Below are 17,853 nucleotides of genomic sequence, written 5' to 3'. Positions count from 1 at the left end.
GATGCGCGTGCGCCCGACAGCCCCGATCCTGCCTCCCTCCAATATCCAGGGCAATGCGCTGATGGTGGTGATCGCCATCATGGCCTTCCTCGCATGCCTGACGCTCGGCGGGGTCAGCATGGTTCGCGCCACCGCGGCCGGCTGGCAGAGTGAGATCGCCCGCGAAATCACCATCCAGATCAAGCCGGACGATGGCCTCGACATGGATGCGGCGCTGAAGAAGGCGCGCGATGTCGCACTGACCTTTGTCGGCACCCGCGACGGCACGATCATGGATGACAGCGCCACCGCGCGGCTGCTGGAACCTTGGCTCGGCACCGGCCTCGACCTTGCCGACCTGCCCGTGCCGCGGCTGGTGATCATCACGATCGACGAGCAGAACCCGCCCGATTTCGCAGCCATGCGCGACCTCCTGAAGACCGAAGTGCCGCAAGCCTTTCTCGATGACCACCGTACCTGGGTGGACCGGCTGGTCTCGATGGCGCGCACCACGGTGCTGATCGGCATGGGTGTGCTGATCCTCGTCTTTACCGCGATGATCCTGACCGTCGTGTTTGCCACCCGCGGCGCCCTGTCCGGCAACCGGCATATCATCGAAGTCCTGCATTTCGTCGGCGCCGAAAGCGGTTTCGTCGCCCGCGAATTCCAGAAGCATTTCCTGAAGATCAGCATCAAGGGATCGGCAGCCGGCGGCGCGCTCGCGGCACTGCTGTTTGCGGCCGCCAATCTGTGGCAGTCGAATTCGCGCGCGACGCCCCAGAGCGAGCAGGCGACAGCCTTGTTCGGATCCTTCACGATCGGATTCGGCGGCTATCTCGGGATCTTTGCGACGATCCTGGTGATCGCCCTTCTGACGACGCTGACCGCCCGCCTGACGGTGATGAAAACCATCGACGAGATCGACCTGATCCGCTCCGATCCGGCACGGGCGGATGGCGCGCCGAAATCATAACCCGCACGTGTTTTTTGAAGTGAACCCGTTGTGGGACTAGGCGACAACGAAATCTAGGTCTATCAACGAAATCATGACACTCGGCCAGACCCCTCCCGATGTGACGGACGACCGGACTTCGGACCGGAGACGAAGGGCTTTGCTCTCGCGCCGGAGCACGTTTAGACGAATAGCAAGACGGATCGTCATGGTGGCGTTTATCTGCGTTGCGATCGTCGTCGGCGGCTTCCTCTGGTTCGCGGACGCGGTCACATCGTTGCGAGCGCCCGATGGCGTCAAGGCCGATGCAATCGTTGTTCTGACAGGTGGATATCTGCGCATAGAACAGGCGCTCGGTCTGCTGCGCGACGGGGCCGGCAGGCGGCTTCTGATTTCCGGCGCGCATCCATCCACCACGCCGACGCAGATCCGCAAGGTCACGCAGGCCTCGCCCGATCTCTTCAAGTGCTGCGTCGATATCGGCTATGATGCGATCGATACGATCGGCAATGCCAACGAGATCTCGCGCTGGATCCACGACAACGACTACAAATCCGTGCTCGTCGTGACCAACAACTACCACATGCTACGCAGTCTGCACGAACTGCGCCGCGCAGATCCCGCGACGGAATTCATTCCCTATCCGGTCATCAATGCAGATCTCGCTCGCCGCGCCTGGTTCGCCGAGCCGGATACGCTGCGCACGATGCTGTCGGAATACGTCAAGGTGGTGCTGGCAACCATTCGCGACTGGGTGGGCATGCAGAAGGGCAGCGGGCTTCGAACAGACGGCGATCCGACCGGGTCGGTGCCGAAAAAATCTCCCTGATCTGAGCAGGCCGTCGATCTCGCGCTTTTGTCCGCTCGAGTTCTCGTGTAGGCAACGGGCAGTCTGCAAGAAAGCCCGTTCCATGCTTCTCATCCGCTCCGTCGTGTTCAATACCGCCTTCTACGCCAACATGATCCTGCGGATGATCGTGTTTGCTCCCTATTATTTCCTCGCATCGCGCAAGGCCGCATTCAGCGTTCCCAAGGGCTGGGCTTCGTCCAGCAACTGGCTGATGGGCAAGATCGTCGGTGCCACTTTCGAAATCGAGGGCCTCGAGAACATTCCGGAAGGCGGCTGCATCTTTACGCCCAAGCACCAGTCTGTGTGGGACACCTTTGCGCTGATGCCCCACTATCCCGACCCGGTCTATATCCTGAAGCGCGAGCTTCTGTGGATCCCGTTGTTCGGATGGTACCTGGCCAGGCAGCGGATGATCCCGGTCAATCGCGGCGCCCGCGGCAAGGTCATGGTCGAGGTGATGAAGCGCACCAAGGAAGAGATGGCGAGCGGCCGCCAGCTGATCATCTACCCTGAGGGAACCCGTCGCTCGCCTGGCGCCGAGCCGGACTATCGTTACGGCATCGCCCGCATCTATCGCGATGCGAAGGTTCCGGTCGTCCCGGTCGTTGCCCATTGGGGCCTGTTCTGGGGACGCCGCAAGCTGGTAAAATATCCGGGCCATTTCAAAGTCCGCATCCTTCCGGCCATCCCGCCTGGAATGGAGCCGGATGCCTTCTACAAGCACCTGATCGAAACGCTGGAAACCGCAAGCGACCAGTTGCTGGTCGAAACCGTGGCGGCGAACCCGCATCTGCCGCTGCCGCCGACGGCGTCGAAACGTCTGGCGGAACTGAAAGCGCAACAAACGCCGGTTTGAGCGGGGAACTTCAGGCCGCAAGCGCTGCGGCAACCCCTTCCAGCCACAGGTCGCGAATACCGATCTGGGCGAGATGCTCGACGGTGTTGAACACATAGGCATCGTTTGGGCCGGACTGGCCGGCCGCCTGACGCACGATGCCAGCTGCTTTCTCGACATCCATCGCACCGGCATATTGCCGGTGCGAACGATCGACCACATAGGTGACGGCCTTCACCTGCCGCCCGTCCATCAGCGTGATCGGCACGATCTTTTCGAGATAGACATTGGTGACAAGTTCGCGACGACGCAGATACTCGATCGCATCGTCCCATGCGTCACCTGCCACCCGGAAGGCCGCACCCCTGCACGATCCGCCACGATCGAGCCCCATGACCAGACCCGGACGATCCGGCGTTCCACGGTGCACTGTCGACCAGATGCACAGCGACCGGCGAAAGCCGTAAACGCGGGCCTGCGCCTTCTCTTCGAACGGAAAGCCCGGGTTCCACATCAGCGATCCGTAGCCAAACACCCAAAATTCGTCCATATCGCACGCCATGCCGTCATCGAGATTTGCGAAAAGACCTTTGGGAGAACAACATGGCAGCGTCAAGCCGAAGCGGCGTCAGCAGAAAACTATGGATCCTGGCGAGTGCCGTCATTCTGGCGATAGCCCTTTATACGGCAGGCTGGTTCTATGCCGCATCGGTTCTGAAACAGAACACGCTGGCACTGCTGGGTAGCCAGCAGAAGCGCGGCATCGTCGCCGAATGCACCGATGCCGAATATCGCGGCTATCCTTTCCGTATAGGCCTGTTCTGCTCCAAGGTGACGGTGGATGACCGTGAAAACGGCATTTCGGGCACGTTCGGCGCTTTGCGCTCGGCAGCCCAGGTCTATGCGCCTGGTCACATCGTCTGGGAACTCGACGCACCCTCTGAAGTCCGCACCAGCCATGGCTTCTCCGTATCCACCACCTGGAAATCGCTGCAATCCAGTATCGCTGCCAAGCTGAAAGGCGTCGAGCGGGCGTCGATGGTCATCGAGGGCTCGCGCGCAAGCGTCGTTTCCGCGACGAACACCCAGCCCTTCGACATCACCACCGACCGGACGGAAATCCATCTGCGCCAGAACGGCGACGATCTCGATGCCGCGATCTCGCTCGACGGCACCTCGACGACAGCCGAGGGCATGGCAGAGCTTCTGCCCAAGCTCAACGCTCTCGTGGACGTGACGCTTGCCGGTCGCGCCGGCATGATTGACGGCAGCGATCCGAACGGTACAGCACTCTACAATACCAAGGGCGAGCTTCGTTCCCTGAAGGCCGATCTCGGCGAGGGACGGGTTGCCACTATCTCCGGCCCCTTCTCCTTCGATGACGAAGGGCGCATGTCAGGCAAGCTCAAACTGCGCGTGGAAAAGATCGACGCGTGGCAGCAGAGCCTCGGCGAAGTGTTTCCGGATCTCGCATCGACCATCAAGACCGCGGCAAACATGCTGGCAGCGCTTGGAGGTGGTGAAAATGCCTCACTCGACATCACCATCCGGCGCGGCAAAGTTCTGGCGGGCGGGCTGATCCAGATCGGCGAAATTCCGCGGATCTAGTGCAGACAGACCTGCTTATTTCTTCACATCCAGTGCGTGCCGGCCAAAGTCCGGCGCGTCCACATCCTGGCCGGCCTGAACGATGGAGCGGCGGATGGTGCGGGTGCGGCTGAACAGTTCGAACAGCTTGTCGCCCTCGCCCCAGCGGATTGCCCGCTGCAGGTAGGCAAGATCTTCCGAAAACCGGGCCAGCATTTCCAGGATCGCATCCTTGTTGTGCAGGCAGACGTCCCGCCACATGGTGGGATCGGAGGCCGCAAGACGCGTGAAATCGCGGAAACCGGAGGCGGAATACTTGATGACTTCCGATTCGGTGACCGTTTCCAGATCATCCGCCGTGCCGACGATATTATAGGCGATGATATGCGGCAGATGCGAAACGATCGCGAGCACCTTGTCGTGGTGTTCGGGATCCATCTCGTCAATGCGCGAACCGAGCGCCACCCAGAAGGCCTTCAACTGCTCGAGCGCCGCCTGATCTGTGTCCGGCAGCGGCGTGAAGATGCACCAGCGATCGCGAAACAGACCCGGAAAGCCCGCATCCGGACCGGACTTCTCGGTGCCGGCCAGCGGGTGACCGGGAATGAAATGCACGCCTTCAGGCATATGCGGCGCCATCTGCGCAATGACGGAGGCTTTGGTCGAGCCGACATCGGTGACGATGGCACCCGGCTTCAGGCTGCCCGCGATCTGCTTGGCGACCGTTTCCGACGCACCAACAGGCACAGAGACAATGACGAGGTCGGCATCCTTCACCGCATCGGCTGCAGACGCGGTGTATTCGGTGCCAAGCTCCAGCTCTTCCGCCCGCTTCAGCGTCTCGCTACTGCGTGTCGAGATGACGACGTGATTGGCGAGCCCGAGCTCCTTCACGTCGCGCGCAATAGATGAGCCGATCAGGCCGATGCCGATCAGAGCGATCCGATCGAACTGCGGATGGGTCATGATGTCGGTCCCGTTGCTGTCAGCGTGCCAGAAATTCGCCGAGCGTTTCGATGACGCCGCGATTGGCTTCTTCCGAGCCGATCGTCATGCGCAGCGCGTTCGGCAGGCCATAGCCCTTGACGACCCGCAGGATATAGCCGCGGCTGGTGAGGAAGGCATCGGCATCCGGCGCACGCTTGCCGTCCACATCGGGGAAATGGATCAGCACGAAATTGGTGACCGACGGCGTCACCTTGAGGCCGAGCGTTTCGAATGCGTGGGTCAGCTTGTCGAGCCAGAGCGTGTTGTGCTCGACGGCCTTTTCGACGAAAGCCCGATCGCGGATGGCCGCAGCACCTGCGGCAATCGCCGGCGCATTCAGGTTGAACGGTCCGCGGACGCGGTTGAGCGCATCGAGAATGGCGGCCGGGCCGTACATCCAGCCGATCCGCAGCGCCGCAAGACCATAGGCCTTCGAGAAGGTCCGGCACATCACGACGTTCTTGCTGTTCGAAACGAGCTCAAGACCGGCCTCGTAATCGTTCTTCTTCACGTATTCCGCATAGGCCGCGTCGAGAACGAGGATGACGTTTTTCGGCAGGCCGGCATGCAGGCGGCGGATGTCGGAAACCGGGACATAGGTGCCGGTCGGATTGCCCGGATTGGCGATGAACACCATCTTCGTGTTTTCCGTCACAGCCGCGAGGATCGCGTCGACATCGACGGTGCAATCCTTCTCCGGCACTTCGATCGCCTTGGCGCCGGCACCGGTGATCTGGATCTTGTAGACCAGGAACCCGTGCTGGGTGATGATCGCCTCGTCGCCGGCACCGAGATAGACATGGCACAGCAGGCCGAGCAGTTCATCCGAACCATTGCCGCAGATGATGTTGGCAGCGTTCAACCCGTGCACCGAGCCGATCGCTTCGCGCAGCGCCAAGGCCTGGCCATCCGGATAGAGTTCGAGGTGACCGGCTGCCTCGCGAAAGGCTTCGATCGCAGCGGGGCTCGCACCAAGCGGCGTTTCGTTGGACGAGAGCTTGAACACGCGCGCAACGCCGGGAGCATGATCCTTGCCGGGCACATAGGCGGCGATATCCAGAATGCCTGGACGCGGAACGGGCTCACTCGCAACGATGCTCATCGATTGGACCTTCTCGGTAATGTCTGTGGGCAGGGTATGCTCAGGCATTAAAGCTCAAAAGGCCCAATGTCGAGCCGGTTTTAAGAGCCTTTGGGCGTGTCGGGTTGCGTCCGCGTCGTCGGCACGCCGCGCGGTGCCATGACCGGCACGAACACGCGCCTCGACGCGCGGGCTGCAACCGGCAGCCCCTGATACAGCCGCTTTTGCGCTTCCAGCACGATGACGCCGGAAAACACCGGCCAGAAGCGACGACCGATACGATCGAACACCTGCCGCATCTTCATGATCGTTCGCGCCTTCGACGGCGGGAAAAACAGTGCCTCGGCGCTGGCGCCTGGCGTGAAGTTCGTCTCACGCATCAGCGTGGTCAACTGTCCCCGCGAATAGGGGCGGCCGGAGCCGAAAGGCGTATGCTCCATCCGTGCCCAGACGCCGCGACGGTTTGGAACGACGATCACCAGCCGCCCGCCGGGCGCCAGCACCCGCCAGATCTCCTTCAGAGTCTCGCGCGGGTTTTCGGCAAATTCCAGCGAATGCACAAGCAGCACGCGATCGACCGAACTGTCCGGCAGCGGCAATTCCTCGTCGAACACCAAAGCCGTGCTCGAAAGCTCGCCCGGCGGCCAGTTCACCGCCCCCTGCCCGGCCGGCATGAAAGCGAAGGTGCGCTCGGTATCGGCCCGGAAGTGATCGAGATAGGGCACCGCGTATCCAAGCCCGACCAGACGCTCCTCCGGCAGGCGCGCCCAGAGCGACGACAACGCCACGACGATCGACTGCTCGGCGAACCGGCCAAGGGCAGAATGATAGAACTCACGCAGATCGACGATATCGACGGACAAGATTAATTGCTCGCTGAAGGTGATTGGACTTCAAGGCACCAGTCTCTACATTGTCTGCCAAGTGGAATTGAGCAAGAGGTGAGGCAGAATGAAGCCGTTGGAACTCGAAGTTTTTCCCTGCCGGAGCGATAATTTCGGCGTTCTCGTGCACGATCCCGAAAGCGGACTGACCGCTTCGATCGATGCGCCGGAAGAAAAACCGATCATCGAGGCCGCCGCCCGCCGCGGCTGGACGATCACCCACATCTTCACCACCCATCACCACACCGATCACGTGGAAGCCAATCTGGCGTTGAAGGAGAAGTTGGGACTGGAGATCATCGGCCCCGTCAACGAGGCGGTGGCGATCCCCGGCCTCGACCGGACAGTCGCAGATGGCGACGAGTTCCATTTCGGCGACCATCTCGTTCGCGTCATCGAGACGCCAGGCCACACGGCCGGCCATATCTGCTTCCATTTTCCGGACGACAAGATCCTGTTTGCCGCCGACACGCTGTTTGCGCTCGGCTGCGGCCGCCTGTTCGAACGCTCCGCCAGCGACATGTGGTCTTCACTGCAGAAGCTCGCGGTTCTGCCCGATGAGACGGCGATCTATTTCGGCCATGAATACACGCTCTCCAACGCCCGCTTCGCGCTGACGATCGATCCGGACAACGAGCGGCTGAAGACCCGCGCCGCCGAGATCGAAGAACTGCGCGCCGACGGAAAGTTCACCATTCCGACGATGATGGGCCTGGAAAAGGAAACCAACCCGTTCCTGCGCCCCGCCGATCCCGCGATCCGCCGCAACCTGATCATGGAAGGCAAAACCAACGAGGAAGTGTTTGCCGAAATCCGCAAGCGCAAGGACAATTTCTAAAGCGATGTCGCCACAAGAGATCATCACCACGCTCGGCATGCAGCGCCACCCGGAAGGCGGCTGGTATGCGGAGACGTTTCGCGATGGCGACGGCACCGGGCGCGGCGCCTCGACAGCGATCTACTATCTGCTGCAGGCCGGCGAGAAATCGCACTGGCATCGGGTGCGCGATGCAGCGGAAGTCTGGCACTATTATGCCGGCGATCCGCTGCTTCTGAAGATCTCGGATGGAACGACCGTCGAGGAAATCCGGCTCGGTGTGGATCTGGCCAACGGCGAGCGGCCACAGGCCGTGGTGCCGGCCGATGCCTGGCAGGCAGCAGAACCACTCGGCGCCTACACGCTGGTGGGCTGCACGGTCGCGCCGGGATTCGAGTTTGCGAGCTTCGAGATGGCAGCGCCTGGCTGGGAGCCGGGTTGAGGGCGTGCACAAACCCGAGCACAAACCGGTGTGGAGCGCCTAGTCTTCCTTGCGCTTGCCATACTTCCGTTCGTGCTGTCGCACTGTGAAATAGGCATAGGCCCATCCCAAAGCCGCGATTGAGAGCGGAAGAACGATGAACGCATATATCTGCAAACCTGTCATAGCAGCTTCCTCAATATACGCTTGCCTCCCCAATGTAGAATAGCGGCGGCAAAAAGCCAACCGGGTCCCACAACCGAAAGTATAAAAGCGTTTCCAGTCGAGACTGACGGCGCATAGATCGCCGCGGCGATCGGAGCAAACACGCCAACCGTGAGACAGGACGTCGACGCCCGGTCGAAGGAATTGGCGACGTACTTGGTTCGTTCGTTATGGATGATCGACATCGTCGGCAGATCACTCGCTGTTGCGATGGCAATCTAGCGGATAAGTTGCAGGCAACACACCCAAAGCCTGACGCTCAGGCTGCTAATCCGCTTCGACAGCTTTCGATTTCGGCCGCAGCATATCACGTGCAGCAAGCACCGCTCCACCGGTGATCAGCACGCAGGCCGCGAGAATGCGCCAGTCCGGTTCGGCAAAGCCGGAAAGCACCAGGATCAGGGTCGAAAGCAGCGGCGCGGCATAGCTTGCGGCGCCGATCACCTGGATATCACCGTTCTTGACGCCGTAATCCCAGGCGTAGAAGGCGGCGCCAACCGGCAGCAGGCCAAGGCCGACGACCGCCGCCCACTGGCTGGCGTCCGCCGGCCAAATCGTGGTCTCCAGCGCCAGATGACACACAAGCGACAATAGCGATGTGGCGAGGCAGAACCCGGTCACCACGTCGGTCGAGACACGGTCGAAGCTGCGGGTAAGCAGCGAGTACCCCGCCCAGGTGAAGGCGCAGATTAAGGCTGTGCCATAACCCAGCGTATAGGCACCGTCGAACGACAGGCCGTTGCGCGAGACGATGGCGATCGTGCCGCAAAGCCCGGCAACCGCACCGGCGACATGGTACCAGCGCAGCCGCTCGCCCGGCAGAAGCGCCGAGCCAACGACGATGAGCAGCGGCCAGAGATAGGCGATCAGACCAGCCTCGACGGCCGGCGCATTGCGCAGCGCCGTAAAGTACAGGAAGTGGTAGCCGAACAGTCCGCCGATCCCGATGATCCACACCTTGGCGGGCTGTTTGAGCAACGGGATGCGCTCAGGCCTGAAGGCGAACAGGATCAGCCCCGGCAGACTGCCGATCGCAAACGTCATCGCGTTCATCTGGAAGGGCGGAACCTTGCCGGATGCCGCCGTCATCAGCGCCAAAAGCGACCACATCAGAATGGCCGTAAAACCGATCAGCGTCCCCCGGATCTTCACTATGCCTCCTTCGGCATAAGCCGATCTGCTAATCGCCGATCTTCACGGCCGTCACGTAGAGCGGCCCCATCCTGGTCGGGATACGGGCGTAGACCGGAGCATATACATTCGCGCCATCAACCTTGGCAAACCAGATTTCCATCGGCGTCTTGCGCAGATACTCGATATCGCTGCGACCGCGCCGGAAGCCGGATTTGGGCGTGTAGCGGATCGAGCAGACGACGGCCTCTCCCTTGAACCCTTCGGCTGTAAACGGCTTGGTGCCCATCGGTGACAGCACAAGATCCATCCGCGATTCACCGTCATAGATCGGCAACCGGTTCGGGCAGATCTTGGCGTCCGCCGGAAAGATCAGCCCGCTCAAGGGATCGAGCACGGCGCGAAGGTCTTTGTCCGTCACCGGCACCCAGTCTTCCCGGTTGCGGCGAGGCGGCGGGGTGATCTTCGTATCCGTCACGTTGCCGTTGCTGTAGGAGATATCGTAGACGCGCTTTCGCTTTCCGACATTATAGGCAAGATTGTAGCGGTCGGCCTGCAGCTTTTGGCCCTGGATGCGACCCGTCACGCTGGTTTCCGCAGAAACCTTGCTGATGATATCGGCGATACCGGCAGATTTGAACGTGCCGTTGATCTTGTACTGCCCACCGTCAAATTCGCTCGAAAAGCTCGCCGTCGCGATCGGCAATATGCCAAGCGTGATACTGTAATGGCTGACCTGGCGCGTTTCCGCCGCCATCAATGGCGTAGCTGCACCGAAAGTCAGAAGAGAAGACAGGGCGACGGCGAAATATCTGCGAGAAAACATGAATGGCCCTGACGGATAGGATGAAGCGATTTGCCTGCCGAGTGTGACTGACCATAATGGCAAGAAAACAGCGATGCGCCAGCTGGAAAAAGCGCCCGGAGACGACAGGAGAGTCCGAAACGCAAGGTTTTGGCTTGACGCGCCGGACCCCACTGACTATAGAACCGCAACTTTCCACTCAGGACCAGTTGGATCGGCATGTCGGGCATTGTCCGAAAATTGCTTCCAATTGCAGAATAGAACAAAGGTGTATCCCATGTCTCGTGTATGCGAACTGACCGGCAAGGGCGTAATGACCGGCAATAACGTCAGCCATGCCAACAACAAGACCCGTCGTCGGTTCCTGCCGAACCTGTGCCAGGTCACTCTGATCTCCGATTCGCTCGGCCAGCGCTTCCGTCTGCGGGTTTCCGCTCACGCGCTTCGCTCCGTTGAGCATCGCGGCGGTCTCGACGCTTTCCTTCTGAAGTCCAGCGAGACTGAGCTGTCCATGCGCGCTCGTCTTCTGCGTCGCCAGATTGCCAAGAAGACTGCAGAAGCAGCGACTGCTGCTGCTTAATCAGCACCTTCGACATCACCGGCTTTGAAGAGGGCTTGACCGGATAACCGGACAAGCCCTTTCTCATGGTCATATCCGCAACTGGTGGCATACCCCAGGATAAAAAAATGCAAGCGAAACGCTATACCCTTATCTATGCCCTGCTGATGGCAGCGGTCGTCGTCGCCTCGAACTTCCTCGTACAGTTCCCTGTCACAGGAAGCCTTTTCGGAGTAGCCCTTGGCGATCTCCTGACCTGGGGCGCTTTCACCTATCCCTTCGCCTTCCTCGTCACTGACCTGACCAACCGCCAGTTCGGGACGACAATCGCACGCCGTGTGGTTCTGGTCGGCTTTATCTTCGGCGTAACGTTGTCGCTCTGGGCATCCGCTCCGCGCATCGCCATCGCCTCGGGCACCGCCTATCTGGTCGGCCAGCTTCTGGACATCTCGGTGTTCAACCGCCTGCGTCGCCAGTCCTGGTGGCAGGCGCCGCTGGCAGGCTCCCTGCTCGGATCGGCGCTTGATACACTGCTGTTCTTCTCGCTGGCCTTTGCCCCGATCTTCGCCTTCCTCGGCGCCAATGACGACTTCGCCGTCGGCTGGTCTCCGATTCTGGGCGCACTCTCGACCGAAGCCCCGCGCTGGGTTTCCTGGGCGCTCGGCGACCTCGTGGTCAAGATCCTCGTCGGAATCGTGCTGTTGCTGCCCTATGGCGCGCTGATGACCGTGTTGCGGCCGATGCCGCAGGTCACTGCAAAGACCGTGTGACATAATCAAGGGGAGCCTGAAGCTTCCCTTTCTTATTCCGCGAGCCGAAATTCCAGCATCAGGTTGCGCTGCAGGAAGTTGCCGTTGTCGTCGGAGACGAGGATGAGATGCGGGCGGCCGTCGGGCGCCTCGATCACGTCGAGACCTTCCATATTGTCGATCGCGTAGGTCATATCCGCTTCCAGCAGGACCTCGCCGTCGATTAGGGCACCAGGACGAATCTCTGCGGCGTCGAAGCGGCGGATGCGCATGCCGAGGCCGCCGAGAAAGCTGAAGCGGCGCTCCAGCAACAGAAAGTCGCCATCAGGAAGAAATGCGCCATCGGTCGCGTCATAGGGGTCGTGACGGACGATCTTGAAAACGCCCTTCAGCGGTCCCTCGAGAATGGCCGCAAACATGTTGCCGTTCTGATCGAGGCTGTGTTCCGTGACCGTCACGAGCGAGCCCTTGAGCGGGCTGTCTTCAGGCGAGAGTGCCAGCGTTTCCATGCCGGCATTCATCCGCAATTCCCTACGGGGAAAGACGAAGTCTATGGTGCGCGTCGGGCCTGAAGCCTCGAAACCGGGATCCGGATAGGTTTCGATGCGGTGCAGCTGCTCGAAGCTTACCATTGCCTCGCCCTTACGCAGGGCAAGACCCTCCGCATCCGAATGGAACTTCGACCCCGGCCGCCCGCCCCTGTAGAGCAGTGGCGACACCTGCAGGCGGCTGAGACCCGAGAGACGGCCCTCCGCATCCCGTTCGATCTGCCCGGTCAGCCAGTGACCGGTATCGAGCACCGAAACAAAACTCTTACCGTCCGGACGGAATCGGATCGCGGATAGCGATTGCAGCATGCTGTCATTTGAGGAGAACTGCAGCCCGCCCAAAAATTCGAGCTTGCCGAAACGGGTGGCGTCAGAGCCCGTCTTGAAACGGGAAATGGTATGGACACTCGCCTCTACATCAGGACCTGCGGCACCGGCCGGCAGAGCGGCCAGTGCAGTCGACATCAGAGCCGCAGCTACGGCGACGCGCAAGGACTTCACCGAAGCCCTCAGCCTGCCCGTCGCATACGGCCACCGCGGGCGCCACGGGCGCCCTGTGCCGACGACTTATCGGCAAAGAGTTCGGCCAACTGCTCGGTCATCGCACCTGCCAACTCGTCTGCGTCGACGATGGTCACGGCATTGCGATAGTAGCGCGTCACATCATGGCCAATGCCGATCGCCAGAAGCTCGACAGGCGACTTGGTCTCGACCTGTTCGATGACGGCGCGCAGATGCCGTTCCAGATAATTGCCCGGATTGACCGAAAGCGTCGAATCGTCGACCGGCGCGCCATCGGAGATCATCATCAGGATCTTGCGCTGTTCCGGCCGCGCGATGAGGCGGTTATGCGCCCACATCAGCGCTTCGCCGTCGATGTTTTCCTTGAGCAGGCCTTCGCGCATCATCAGGCCGAGATTTCGGCGCGAACGGCGCCACGGAGCATCGGCGGACTTGTAGACGATGTGGCGCAGATCGTTGAGACGGCCGGGCGTCGCAGGCTTGCCGTTTGCAAGCCAGTTCTCGCGGCTCTGGCCGCCCTTCCAGGCCTTGGTGGTAAAGCCGAGGATCTCGACCTTGACGCCGCAGCGTTCCAGCGTGCGCGCGAGAATGTCGGCGCAGGTTGCCGCAACCGTGATCGGACGGCCGCGCATCGAACCGGAATTGTCGATAACAAGCGTCACGACCGTATCGCGGAACTGCGTATCGCGTTCTTTCTTGAAGGAAAGCGGCTGCATCGGGTCGATGATCAGGCGCACCAAGCGGGCCGGATCGAGATAGCCCTCCTCCAGGTCGAAATCCCAGGAACGGTTCTGCTGCGCCATCAGGCGGCGCTGCAGCCGGTTGGCCAGACGACCGACGGCGCCCTGCAGATGCGCAAGCTGCTTGTCGAGGAAGGCACGCAGCCGCTCGAGTTCTGCTTCGTCGCACAATTCTTCGGCGGTGATCTCCTCGTCGAATTCCTGCGTGAAGATGTGATAATCCACCTTCTCGTTAAAATCGTCGAACGGGCTGTTCGGGCGGCGGGTTTCGCCCGGCGTCTCGGAGTGATCGTCGCTTTCGTCGGACATCTCCTCGTCCGACATTTCGGCGCCGTCCATCTCGCCTTCGTCCATGTCGTCGTCGGCAACGTCGCTCTGTTCGGCGGGCGCGGCGTCCGATCCGGCTTCTTCCTCGACTTCCTCGTTCTCGGTCTCGCCGCTGCTCGGCTGTTCCTCGTCGTTCTGGTTGTCGATTTCCTCAGGCTCGCTGTCGTCGCTGGCGAGATCCTCGGCCATCTGCATGGATGACAGCATGCGGCGCACGACCTTGGAAAAGGCCTGCTGGTCCTCGATGACATTTCTCAGATTGTCGAGATCGCCCGACGCCTTGTCCTCGATGAACGGACGCCAGAGGTCGAGCACCTTGCCGGCGCTTTCGGGCGGCTTCACGCCGGTCAGTTTCTCGCGCACCAGCATGGCGATCGCCTCGCCGATCGGTGCGTCTTCCTGACGCTCAATGCCAGTAAAATTCGCCTTGGCGTATTTTTCCTGATGCATCGAGTTGAGGTTGGAGGCAACGCCGGTCATCCGCAGCGCGCCGATCGATTCGATCCGGGCCTGTTCGACCGCATCAAACACGGTGCGCGCATCAGACCCCTGCGGCGCCAGATTGGCATGCATGGCCGTGTCGTGGCAGGCAATCCGCAGCGCCATGGAATCGCCGAGGCCACGGGTGACGGCCAGTTCATGGGCCGTCGGGCGCCTGGAGATCTCAGGCAGACGAATGCGATCTCCGGCAAGGCCGGGCCGCTCGTTGGCGAACGACACCTCGACCTCGCCATTGCCGGCAATCGACCGGACGCAACCGGTGATCGCCCGGCGCAATGGCTCGGTATCGACCATGCCGCTGGACTTGGGCTTCGAATTGTCTCCACGACCTGACATGGCCTGCATTTCCTTCGCTTGGCGCGTTAGGTCACGCCCCTGCCGACGTTCATTAAGCGCCGAGAACCATGTTGGCGGCACTTTCCTTGAGCTCGACGCCGAAGGCGCGCTGATACTGTTCGGCCACCAGCGTGCGCTCAAGCTCGTCGCACTTGTTGAGGAAGGTGATGCGGAAGGCAAAGGCGACATCACCGAAGATCTCGGCATTCTCGGCCCAGGTGATGACCGTACGCGGGCTCATCACGGTGGACAGGTCGCCGTTGATGAAGGCGGAGCGGGTCAGATCGGCGACGCGCACCATCTTCGACACGGTTTCGCGACCTTCAGCCGTCTTGCCGAACGACTTCACCTTGGCGGCAACGATATCGACTTCCTTCTGGTGCGGCAGGTAGTTCAACGTTGTCACGATCGACCAGCGGTCCATCTGTGCCTGGTTGATCTGCTGGGTGCCGTGATAAAGGCCGGTCGTATCGCCCAGACCAACCGTGTTGGCGGTCGAGAAGATGCGGAATGCCGGGTGCGGACGAATGACGCGGCTCTGGTCGAGAAGCGTCAGGCGGCCCGACGATTCCAGCACGCGCTGAATAACGAACATCACGTCCGGGCGCCCGGCATCGTATTCGTCGAACACAAGTGCTACATTGTGCTGGTAGGCCCAGGGCAGGATGCCGTCCTTGAATTCTGTAACCTGCTTGCCGTCCTTCAGGACGATCGCGTCCTTGCCGACGAGATCGATACGGCTGACGTGGCTGTCGAGGTTGACGCGCACGCAAGGCCAGTTGAGGCGGGCCGCAACCTGCTCGATATGGGTCGATTTGCCGGTCCCGTGGAAACCGGACACCATGACGCGGCGGTTATGGGCAAAGCCTGCGAGGATAGCGAGCGTCGTGTCGCGGTCGAACAGGTAGTCCGGATCGAGGTCCGGAACGTAAGGGTCGCCGTGGCTGTAGGCCGGAACCCTCAAATCGGAATCAATGCCGAAAACTTCCCGGACGGAGACTGTGGTGTCGGGAAGGTTGGAAATGTCTAAGTCTATCTTGCTCATCATAACTCCAGGGCACGGGCAAATACCCGGCCTTCATCCTCGCTGCCATATAATTTTACGGCTTAGCAGAAACCCGCCTGCTTCAACAACTGGTATGCTTGAATGACGGCGCGAAAACGGTCTTCAGAACCGCGGTCTCCGCCATTGGCATCCGGGTGGTGCTTCTTGACCAGTTCCTTGTAGCGCCGCTTGATATCGGTCGAATTCGAGTTTGCCGCCAGTTCCAGCGTATCGAAAGCCTTGGCTTCCAGCGTTTTCAGCTTTCGTCCCTGCGTTTCGAACCGTCCACCGGTGCCCGCCCGGGCCTGAGAAACGAAACCGAACGGATCCTTGAAACGCTGCTGCGCGTAAGCGGTTCCGCTGGCACCGCCTGCACTGGAGCGCGCGCTCGAATGCAATGGGCCGTCTTTCGCCGCCTTATTGACGCCAACCGTCCATGTGGGGCGATGACCGGTGATCGCTTCCTTCTGGTAGCGCGCAATCTCGCCATCCGACAGGCCGGAGAAATAATTGTAACCCTTGTTGTATTCCTTCACATGCTCGAAGCAGAACAGGAAGAACTGTCCCTCGGCATTTCGACCCACGGGCGCGCGGTGGGCGCCGGGCTTGTCGCACCCGTCCCACTGGCAGGTCGGAGCCTGCGCAGCCGTTTCCTGCTGCCTGTTCCGGCGCGTCCGGATACGGTCGAAATATTTGGAATCGAGTTTCATAAGGCTCCTATTATGGGGCCGCCTTCAGGACGGGACAAGAATTGACAAACCGGTTTGTTGCTGGTTTCTGAGATGCCCTTCTGCGTCGCCCTGTCTGCCATCAAAGGAAACCGAACATGACCGTAAGAGCCCGCATCGAAGCCACGCTTCGCGACAACCTTTCCCCCGATCGGCTCGAGGTGATCGACGAAAGCCAGCATCACGCCGGACATCAGCCGGATATTACAGGAACCGGCGAGACCCATATGCGGGTGCGGATCGTGTCTCCGGCATTTGCGGGAAAGAGCCGGCTCGACCGGCACCGGGCGGTGAATGCGCTGCTGAAGCCCGAACTTGACGCAGGCCTGCACGCGCTGGCCGTGGAAGCTGCAGCACCGGGCGAAGCGACGCGCTGGTAGCGGAGACCTATTCGCCGGGCAGCGCTGTCTCGACTGCCGGGCGGATTCTGAGCCGCGTGATGCGGTTCTTCTCGCGCTTCAGGACGATGAAGCGCTTGCCGTGGAAGGTGAAGGCCTGACGCTCTTCGGGAATCAGCTTTGATTCGTGGATGACGAGGCCGGCGATCGTCGTCGCCTCTTGATCGGGAAGGCTCCAGCCGAGCGCCCGGTTGAGATCTCGGATCGGCACCGAGCCATCGACCAGGATCGAGCCGTCCGCTTCCTGGCGCACGCCACGGACCTCGATATCGTGCTCGTCTGCGATATCGCCGACGATTTCCTCGAGAATATCCTCCAGCGTGACGATGCCCTGCACCTCGCCATATTCGTCGACCACGACCGCGAAATGCACCTTGCGCTTCAGGAACGCGGCAAGCTGGTCCTTGAGGCTGGTACTATCAGGCACAAACCACGGCCGCTGGGCGATCTTCACAACATCGACAGGGGCCCCGTCGGCCTCCACGTCGGCAAGTGTGCGCAACAGGTCCTTGGCATGCAGCACGCCGATAATGTTTTCGGTCGAATTGCGCCACACCGGCATGCGGGTATAGGGGCTTTCCAACACGGTGCGCACCAGAACCTCGGGCGGATCGTCGGCGTTCAAGGCGCGCATGACGGTGCGATGCCGCATAACGTCGGAGACTTCGAGCTCCTGAAGCTCGAACAGTCCGCTCAGCCGGTTGCGGTCCCGCTGCACGGGATCGCGCTCCCGGTGCCGGGCCTCGAGTGCCGAATGCAGATCGTCGCGGTCCGCAAAGACCAGCGTTTCCGGTGACAGCGACAGGCCGGACATGCGAAGCAGGCGGCGGATGACCGCGTTCAGCA

20 protein-coding genes and 1 pseudogene are annotated in these 17,853 nt (G+C 61.2%); 9 read left to right on the top strand and 12 right to left on the bottom strand.

From position 1 onward, the window contains the following. Position 1: 1 nt before the first annotated feature. The 3 genes from ASF70_RS18330 (at position 2) to ASF70_RS18320 (ending at position 2,637) form a co-directional block, all read left to right on the top strand. Positions 2-952: an ABC transporter permease gene (locus tag ASF70_RS18330; protein ID WP_062583035.1), complete on the top strand. Its 951-nt coding sequence runs from the start codon at positions 2-4 to the stop codon at positions 950-952. Between the two features lie 73 nt (positions 953-1,025). Then, entirely contained in the window at positions 1,026-1,760 is a 735-nt protein-coding gene (locus tag ASF70_RS18325) for a YdcF family protein (RefSeq protein ID WP_062581780.1), read from the top strand. Between the two features lie 82 nt (positions 1,761-1,842). Further along, positions 1,843-2,637, top strand: coding sequence for a lysophospholipid acyltransferase family protein (locus tag ASF70_RS18320; protein ID WP_062581778.1), 795 nt, complete (start codon positions 1,843-1,845; stop codon positions 2,635-2,637). A 10-nt stretch (positions 2,638-2,647) separates the two neighbouring features. On the opposite strand, the gene ASF70_RS18315 is transcribed toward ASF70_RS18320, so the two are convergent. Then, a complete protein-coding gene (locus tag ASF70_RS18315) occupies positions 2,648-3,166 on the bottom strand; it encodes a gamma-glutamylcyclotransferase (RefSeq protein ID WP_062583033.1) in 519 nt (172 codons plus the stop codon). 53 nt (positions 3,167-3,219) lie between these two features. Here ASF70_RS18315 and ASF70_RS18310 point away from each other — a divergent pair, with 53 nt between their 5' ends. Next, positions 3,220-4,224 carry a DUF2125 domain-containing protein gene (locus ASF70_RS18310; RefSeq protein ID WP_062581776.1) on the top strand — a complete coding sequence of 335 codons (1,005 nt, stop codon included), beginning with the start codon at positions 3,220-3,222 and terminating at the stop codon, positions 4,222-4,224. Between the two features lie 15 nt (positions 4,225-4,239). Here the strand turns inward: ASF70_RS18310 and ASF70_RS18305 are convergent, their stop codons facing one another. The 3 genes from ASF70_RS18305 to ASF70_RS18295 form a co-directional block, all read right to left on the bottom strand. Further along, on the bottom strand, positions 4,240-5,169 hold the full coding sequence (locus ASF70_RS18305) for a prephenate/arogenate dehydrogenase family protein (protein WP_062581774.1): 930 nt from the start codon (positions 5,167-5,169) through the stop codon (positions 4,240-4,242). A gap of 19 nt (positions 5,170-5,188) precedes the next feature. Further along, positions 5,189-6,292: a histidinol-phosphate transaminase gene (gene hisC / locus ASF70_RS18300; RefSeq protein ID WP_062581772.1), complete on the bottom strand. Its 1,104-nt coding sequence runs from the start codon at positions 6,290-6,292 to the stop codon at positions 5,189-5,191. An 80-nt stretch (positions 6,293-6,372) separates the two neighbouring features. Beyond that, positions 6,373-7,134: a class I SAM-dependent methyltransferase gene (locus tag ASF70_RS18295; protein ID WP_062461762.1), complete on the bottom strand. Its 762-nt coding sequence runs from the start codon at positions 7,132-7,134 to the stop codon at positions 6,373-6,375. An 88-nt stretch (positions 7,135-7,222) separates the two neighbouring features. On the opposite strand from ASF70_RS18295, the gene gloB reads away from it, so the two are divergent. Then, positions 7,223-7,993 (top strand): hydroxyacylglutathione hydrolase, encoded by a 771-nt coding sequence (gene gloB / locus ASF70_RS18290; protein ID WP_062581769.1) that lies wholly within the window; start codon positions 7,223-7,225, stop codon positions 7,991-7,993. A gap of 4 nt (positions 7,994-7,997) precedes the next feature. Then, complete coding sequence (locus ASF70_RS18285) at positions 7,998-8,414, top strand: cupin domain-containing protein (RefSeq protein ID WP_062581767.1); 417 nt, start codon at positions 7,998-8,000, stop codon at positions 8,412-8,414. Positions 8,415-8,453: 39 nt separating this feature from the next. On the opposite strand, the gene ASF70_RS24780 is transcribed toward ASF70_RS18285, so the two are convergent. The 3 genes from ASF70_RS24780 to ASF70_RS18275 form a co-directional block, all read right to left on the bottom strand. Next, the gene (locus ASF70_RS24780) at positions 8,454-8,579 is read right to left on the bottom strand and encodes a hypothetical protein (protein WP_256413811.1); all 126 of its coding nucleotides are present in this window, start codon (positions 8,577-8,579) and stop codon (positions 8,454-8,456) included. A gap of 306 nt (positions 8,580-8,885) precedes the next feature. Continuing rightward, positions 8,886-9,770, bottom strand: coding sequence for an EamA family transporter (locus tag ASF70_RS18280; RefSeq protein WP_062581765.1), 885 nt, complete (start codon positions 9,768-9,770; stop codon positions 8,886-8,888). A gap of 28 nt (positions 9,771-9,798) precedes the next feature. Then, entirely contained in the window at positions 9,799-10,575 is a 777-nt protein-coding gene (locus tag ASF70_RS18275; RefSeq protein WP_062581763.1) for a DUF3108 domain-containing protein, read from the bottom strand. A gap of 256 nt (positions 10,576-10,831) precedes the next feature. Between ASF70_RS18275 and rpmB the strand changes: the two genes are divergently transcribed. Both rpmB and ASF70_RS18265 read left to right on the top strand, forming a co-directional pair. Next, positions 10,832-11,134, top strand: coding sequence for a 50S ribosomal protein L28 (rpmB, locus tag ASF70_RS18270; RefSeq protein WP_062461777.1), 303 nt, complete (start codon positions 10,832-10,834; stop codon positions 11,132-11,134). Between the two features lie 107 nt (positions 11,135-11,241). Continuing rightward, on the top strand, positions 11,242-11,883 hold the full coding sequence (locus ASF70_RS18265; RefSeq protein ID WP_062461780.1) for a queuosine precursor transporter: 642 nt from the start codon (positions 11,242-11,244) through the stop codon (positions 11,881-11,883). 32 nt (positions 11,884-11,915) lie between these two features. On the opposite strand, the gene ASF70_RS18260 is transcribed toward ASF70_RS18265, so the two are convergent. From ASF70_RS18260 to ASF70_RS18245, 4 genes are all read right to left on the bottom strand, one after another. Continuing rightward, positions 11,916-12,875: an esterase-like activity of phytase family protein gene (locus tag ASF70_RS18260; RefSeq protein ID WP_062583030.1), complete on the bottom strand. Its 960-nt coding sequence runs from the start codon at positions 12,873-12,875 to the stop codon at positions 11,916-11,918. 44 nt (positions 12,876-12,919) lie between these two features. Then, on the bottom strand, positions 12,920-14,836 hold the full coding sequence (gene cobT, locus ASF70_RS18255; protein ID WP_062581761.1) for a cobaltochelatase subunit CobT: 1,917 nt from the start codon (positions 14,834-14,836) through the stop codon (positions 12,920-12,922). Positions 14,837-14,888: 52 nt separating this feature from the next. Further along, positions 14,889-15,881 carry a cobaltochelatase subunit CobS gene (gene cobS, locus ASF70_RS18250; protein WP_062583028.1) on the bottom strand — a complete coding sequence of 331 codons (993 nt, stop codon included), beginning with the start codon at positions 15,879-15,881 and terminating at the stop codon, positions 14,889-14,891. Between the two features lie 62 nt (positions 15,882-15,943). Beyond that, positions 15,944-16,591: a J domain-containing protein gene (locus ASF70_RS18245; RefSeq protein ID WP_062461786.1), complete on the bottom strand. Its 648-nt coding sequence runs from the start codon at positions 16,589-16,591 to the stop codon at positions 15,944-15,946. Between the two features lie 116 nt (positions 16,592-16,707). Here ASF70_RS18245 and ASF70_RS18240 point away from each other — a divergent pair, with 116 nt between their 5' ends. Beyond that, positions 16,708-16,989 carry a BolA family transcriptional regulator gene (locus tag ASF70_RS18240; RefSeq protein ID WP_062581759.1) on the top strand — a complete coding sequence of 94 codons (282 nt, stop codon included), beginning with the start codon at positions 16,708-16,710 and terminating at the stop codon, positions 16,987-16,989. Positions 16,990-16,996: 7 nt separating this feature from the next. Here the strand turns inward: ASF70_RS18240 and ASF70_RS18235 are convergent. Next, positions 16,997-17,851: pseudogene (locus tag ASF70_RS18235) on the bottom strand (transporter associated domain-containing protein); the annotation flags it as partial. Between the last annotated feature and the right edge of the window lie 2 nt (positions 17,852-17,853).

Origin of the sequence: Rhizobium sp. Leaf321 (genome assembly GCF_001423215.1) — a bacterium.
Taxonomy (GTDB): Bacteria; Pseudomonadota; Alphaproteobacteria; order Rhizobiales; family Rhizobiaceae; genus Neorhizobium; species Neorhizobium soli.
Note: the sequence above shows the minus strand (reverse complement) of the source record. Positions and strands in the feature narration are given on the sequence as shown.

Bases quoted from the DNA above. Each gene is read 5' to 3' on its own strand.
- ASF70_RS18330 (WP_062583035.1), top strand. From the start codon at position 2: ATGCGCGTGCGCCCGACAGCCCCGATCCTGCCTCCCTCCAATATCCAG.
- ASF70_RS18325 (WP_062581780.1), top strand. From the start codon at position 1,026: ATGACACTCGGCCAGACCCCTCCCGATGTGACGGACGACCGGACTTCG.
- ASF70_RS18320 (WP_062581778.1), top strand. From the start codon at position 1,843: ATGCTTCTCATCCGCTCCGTCGTGTTCAATACCGCCTTCTACGCCAAC.
- ASF70_RS18315 (WP_062583033.1), bottom strand. From the start codon at position 3,166: ATGGACGAATTTTGGGTGTTTGGCTACGGATCGCTGATGTGGAACCCG.
- ASF70_RS18310 (WP_062581776.1), top strand. From the start codon at position 3,220: ATGGCAGCGTCAAGCCGAAGCGGCGTCAGCAGAAAACTATGGATCCTG.
- ASF70_RS18305 (WP_062581774.1), bottom strand. From the start codon at position 5,169: ATGACCCATCCGCAGTTCGATCGGATCGCTCTGATCGGCATCGGCCTG.
- hisC (WP_062581772.1), bottom strand. From the start codon at position 6,292: ATGAGCATCGTTGCGAGTGAGCCCGTTCCGCGTCCAGGCATTCTGGAT.
- gloB (WP_062581769.1), top strand. From the start codon at position 7,223: ATGAAGCCGTTGGAACTCGAAGTTTTTCCCTGCCGGAGCGATAATTTC.
- ASF70_RS18285 (WP_062581767.1), top strand. From the start codon at position 7,998: ATGTCGCCACAAGAGATCATCACCACGCTCGGCATGCAGCGCCACCCG.
- ASF70_RS24780 (WP_256413811.1), bottom strand. From the start codon at position 8,579: ATGACAGGTTTGCAGATATATGCGTTCATCGTTCTTCCGCTCTCAATC.
- ASF70_RS18275 (WP_062581763.1), bottom strand. From the start codon at position 10,575: ATGTTTTCTCGCAGATATTTCGCCGTCGCCCTGTCTTCTCTTCTGACT.
- rpmB (WP_062461777.1), top strand. From the start codon at position 10,832: ATGTCTCGTGTATGCGAACTGACCGGCAAGGGCGTAATGACCGGCAAT.
- ASF70_RS18265 (WP_062461780.1), top strand. From the start codon at position 11,242: ATGCAAGCGAAACGCTATACCCTTATCTATGCCCTGCTGATGGCAGCG.
- ASF70_RS18260 (WP_062583030.1), bottom strand. From the start codon at position 12,875: ATGTCGACTGCACTGGCCGCTCTGCCGGCCGGTGCCGCAGGTCCTGAT.
- cobT (WP_062581761.1), bottom strand. From the start codon at position 14,836: ATGTCAGGTCGTGGAGACAATTCGAAGCCCAAGTCCAGCGGCATGGTC.
- cobS (WP_062583028.1), bottom strand. From the start codon at position 15,881: ATGAGCAAGATAGACTTAGACATTTCCAACCTTCCCGACACCACAGTC.
- ASF70_RS18245 (WP_062461786.1), bottom strand. From the start codon at position 16,591: ATGAAACTCGATTCCAAATATTTCGACCGTATCCGGACGCGCCGGAAC.
- ASF70_RS18240 (WP_062581759.1), top strand. From the start codon at position 16,708: ATGACCGTAAGAGCCCGCATCGAAGCCACGCTTCGCGACAACCTTTCC.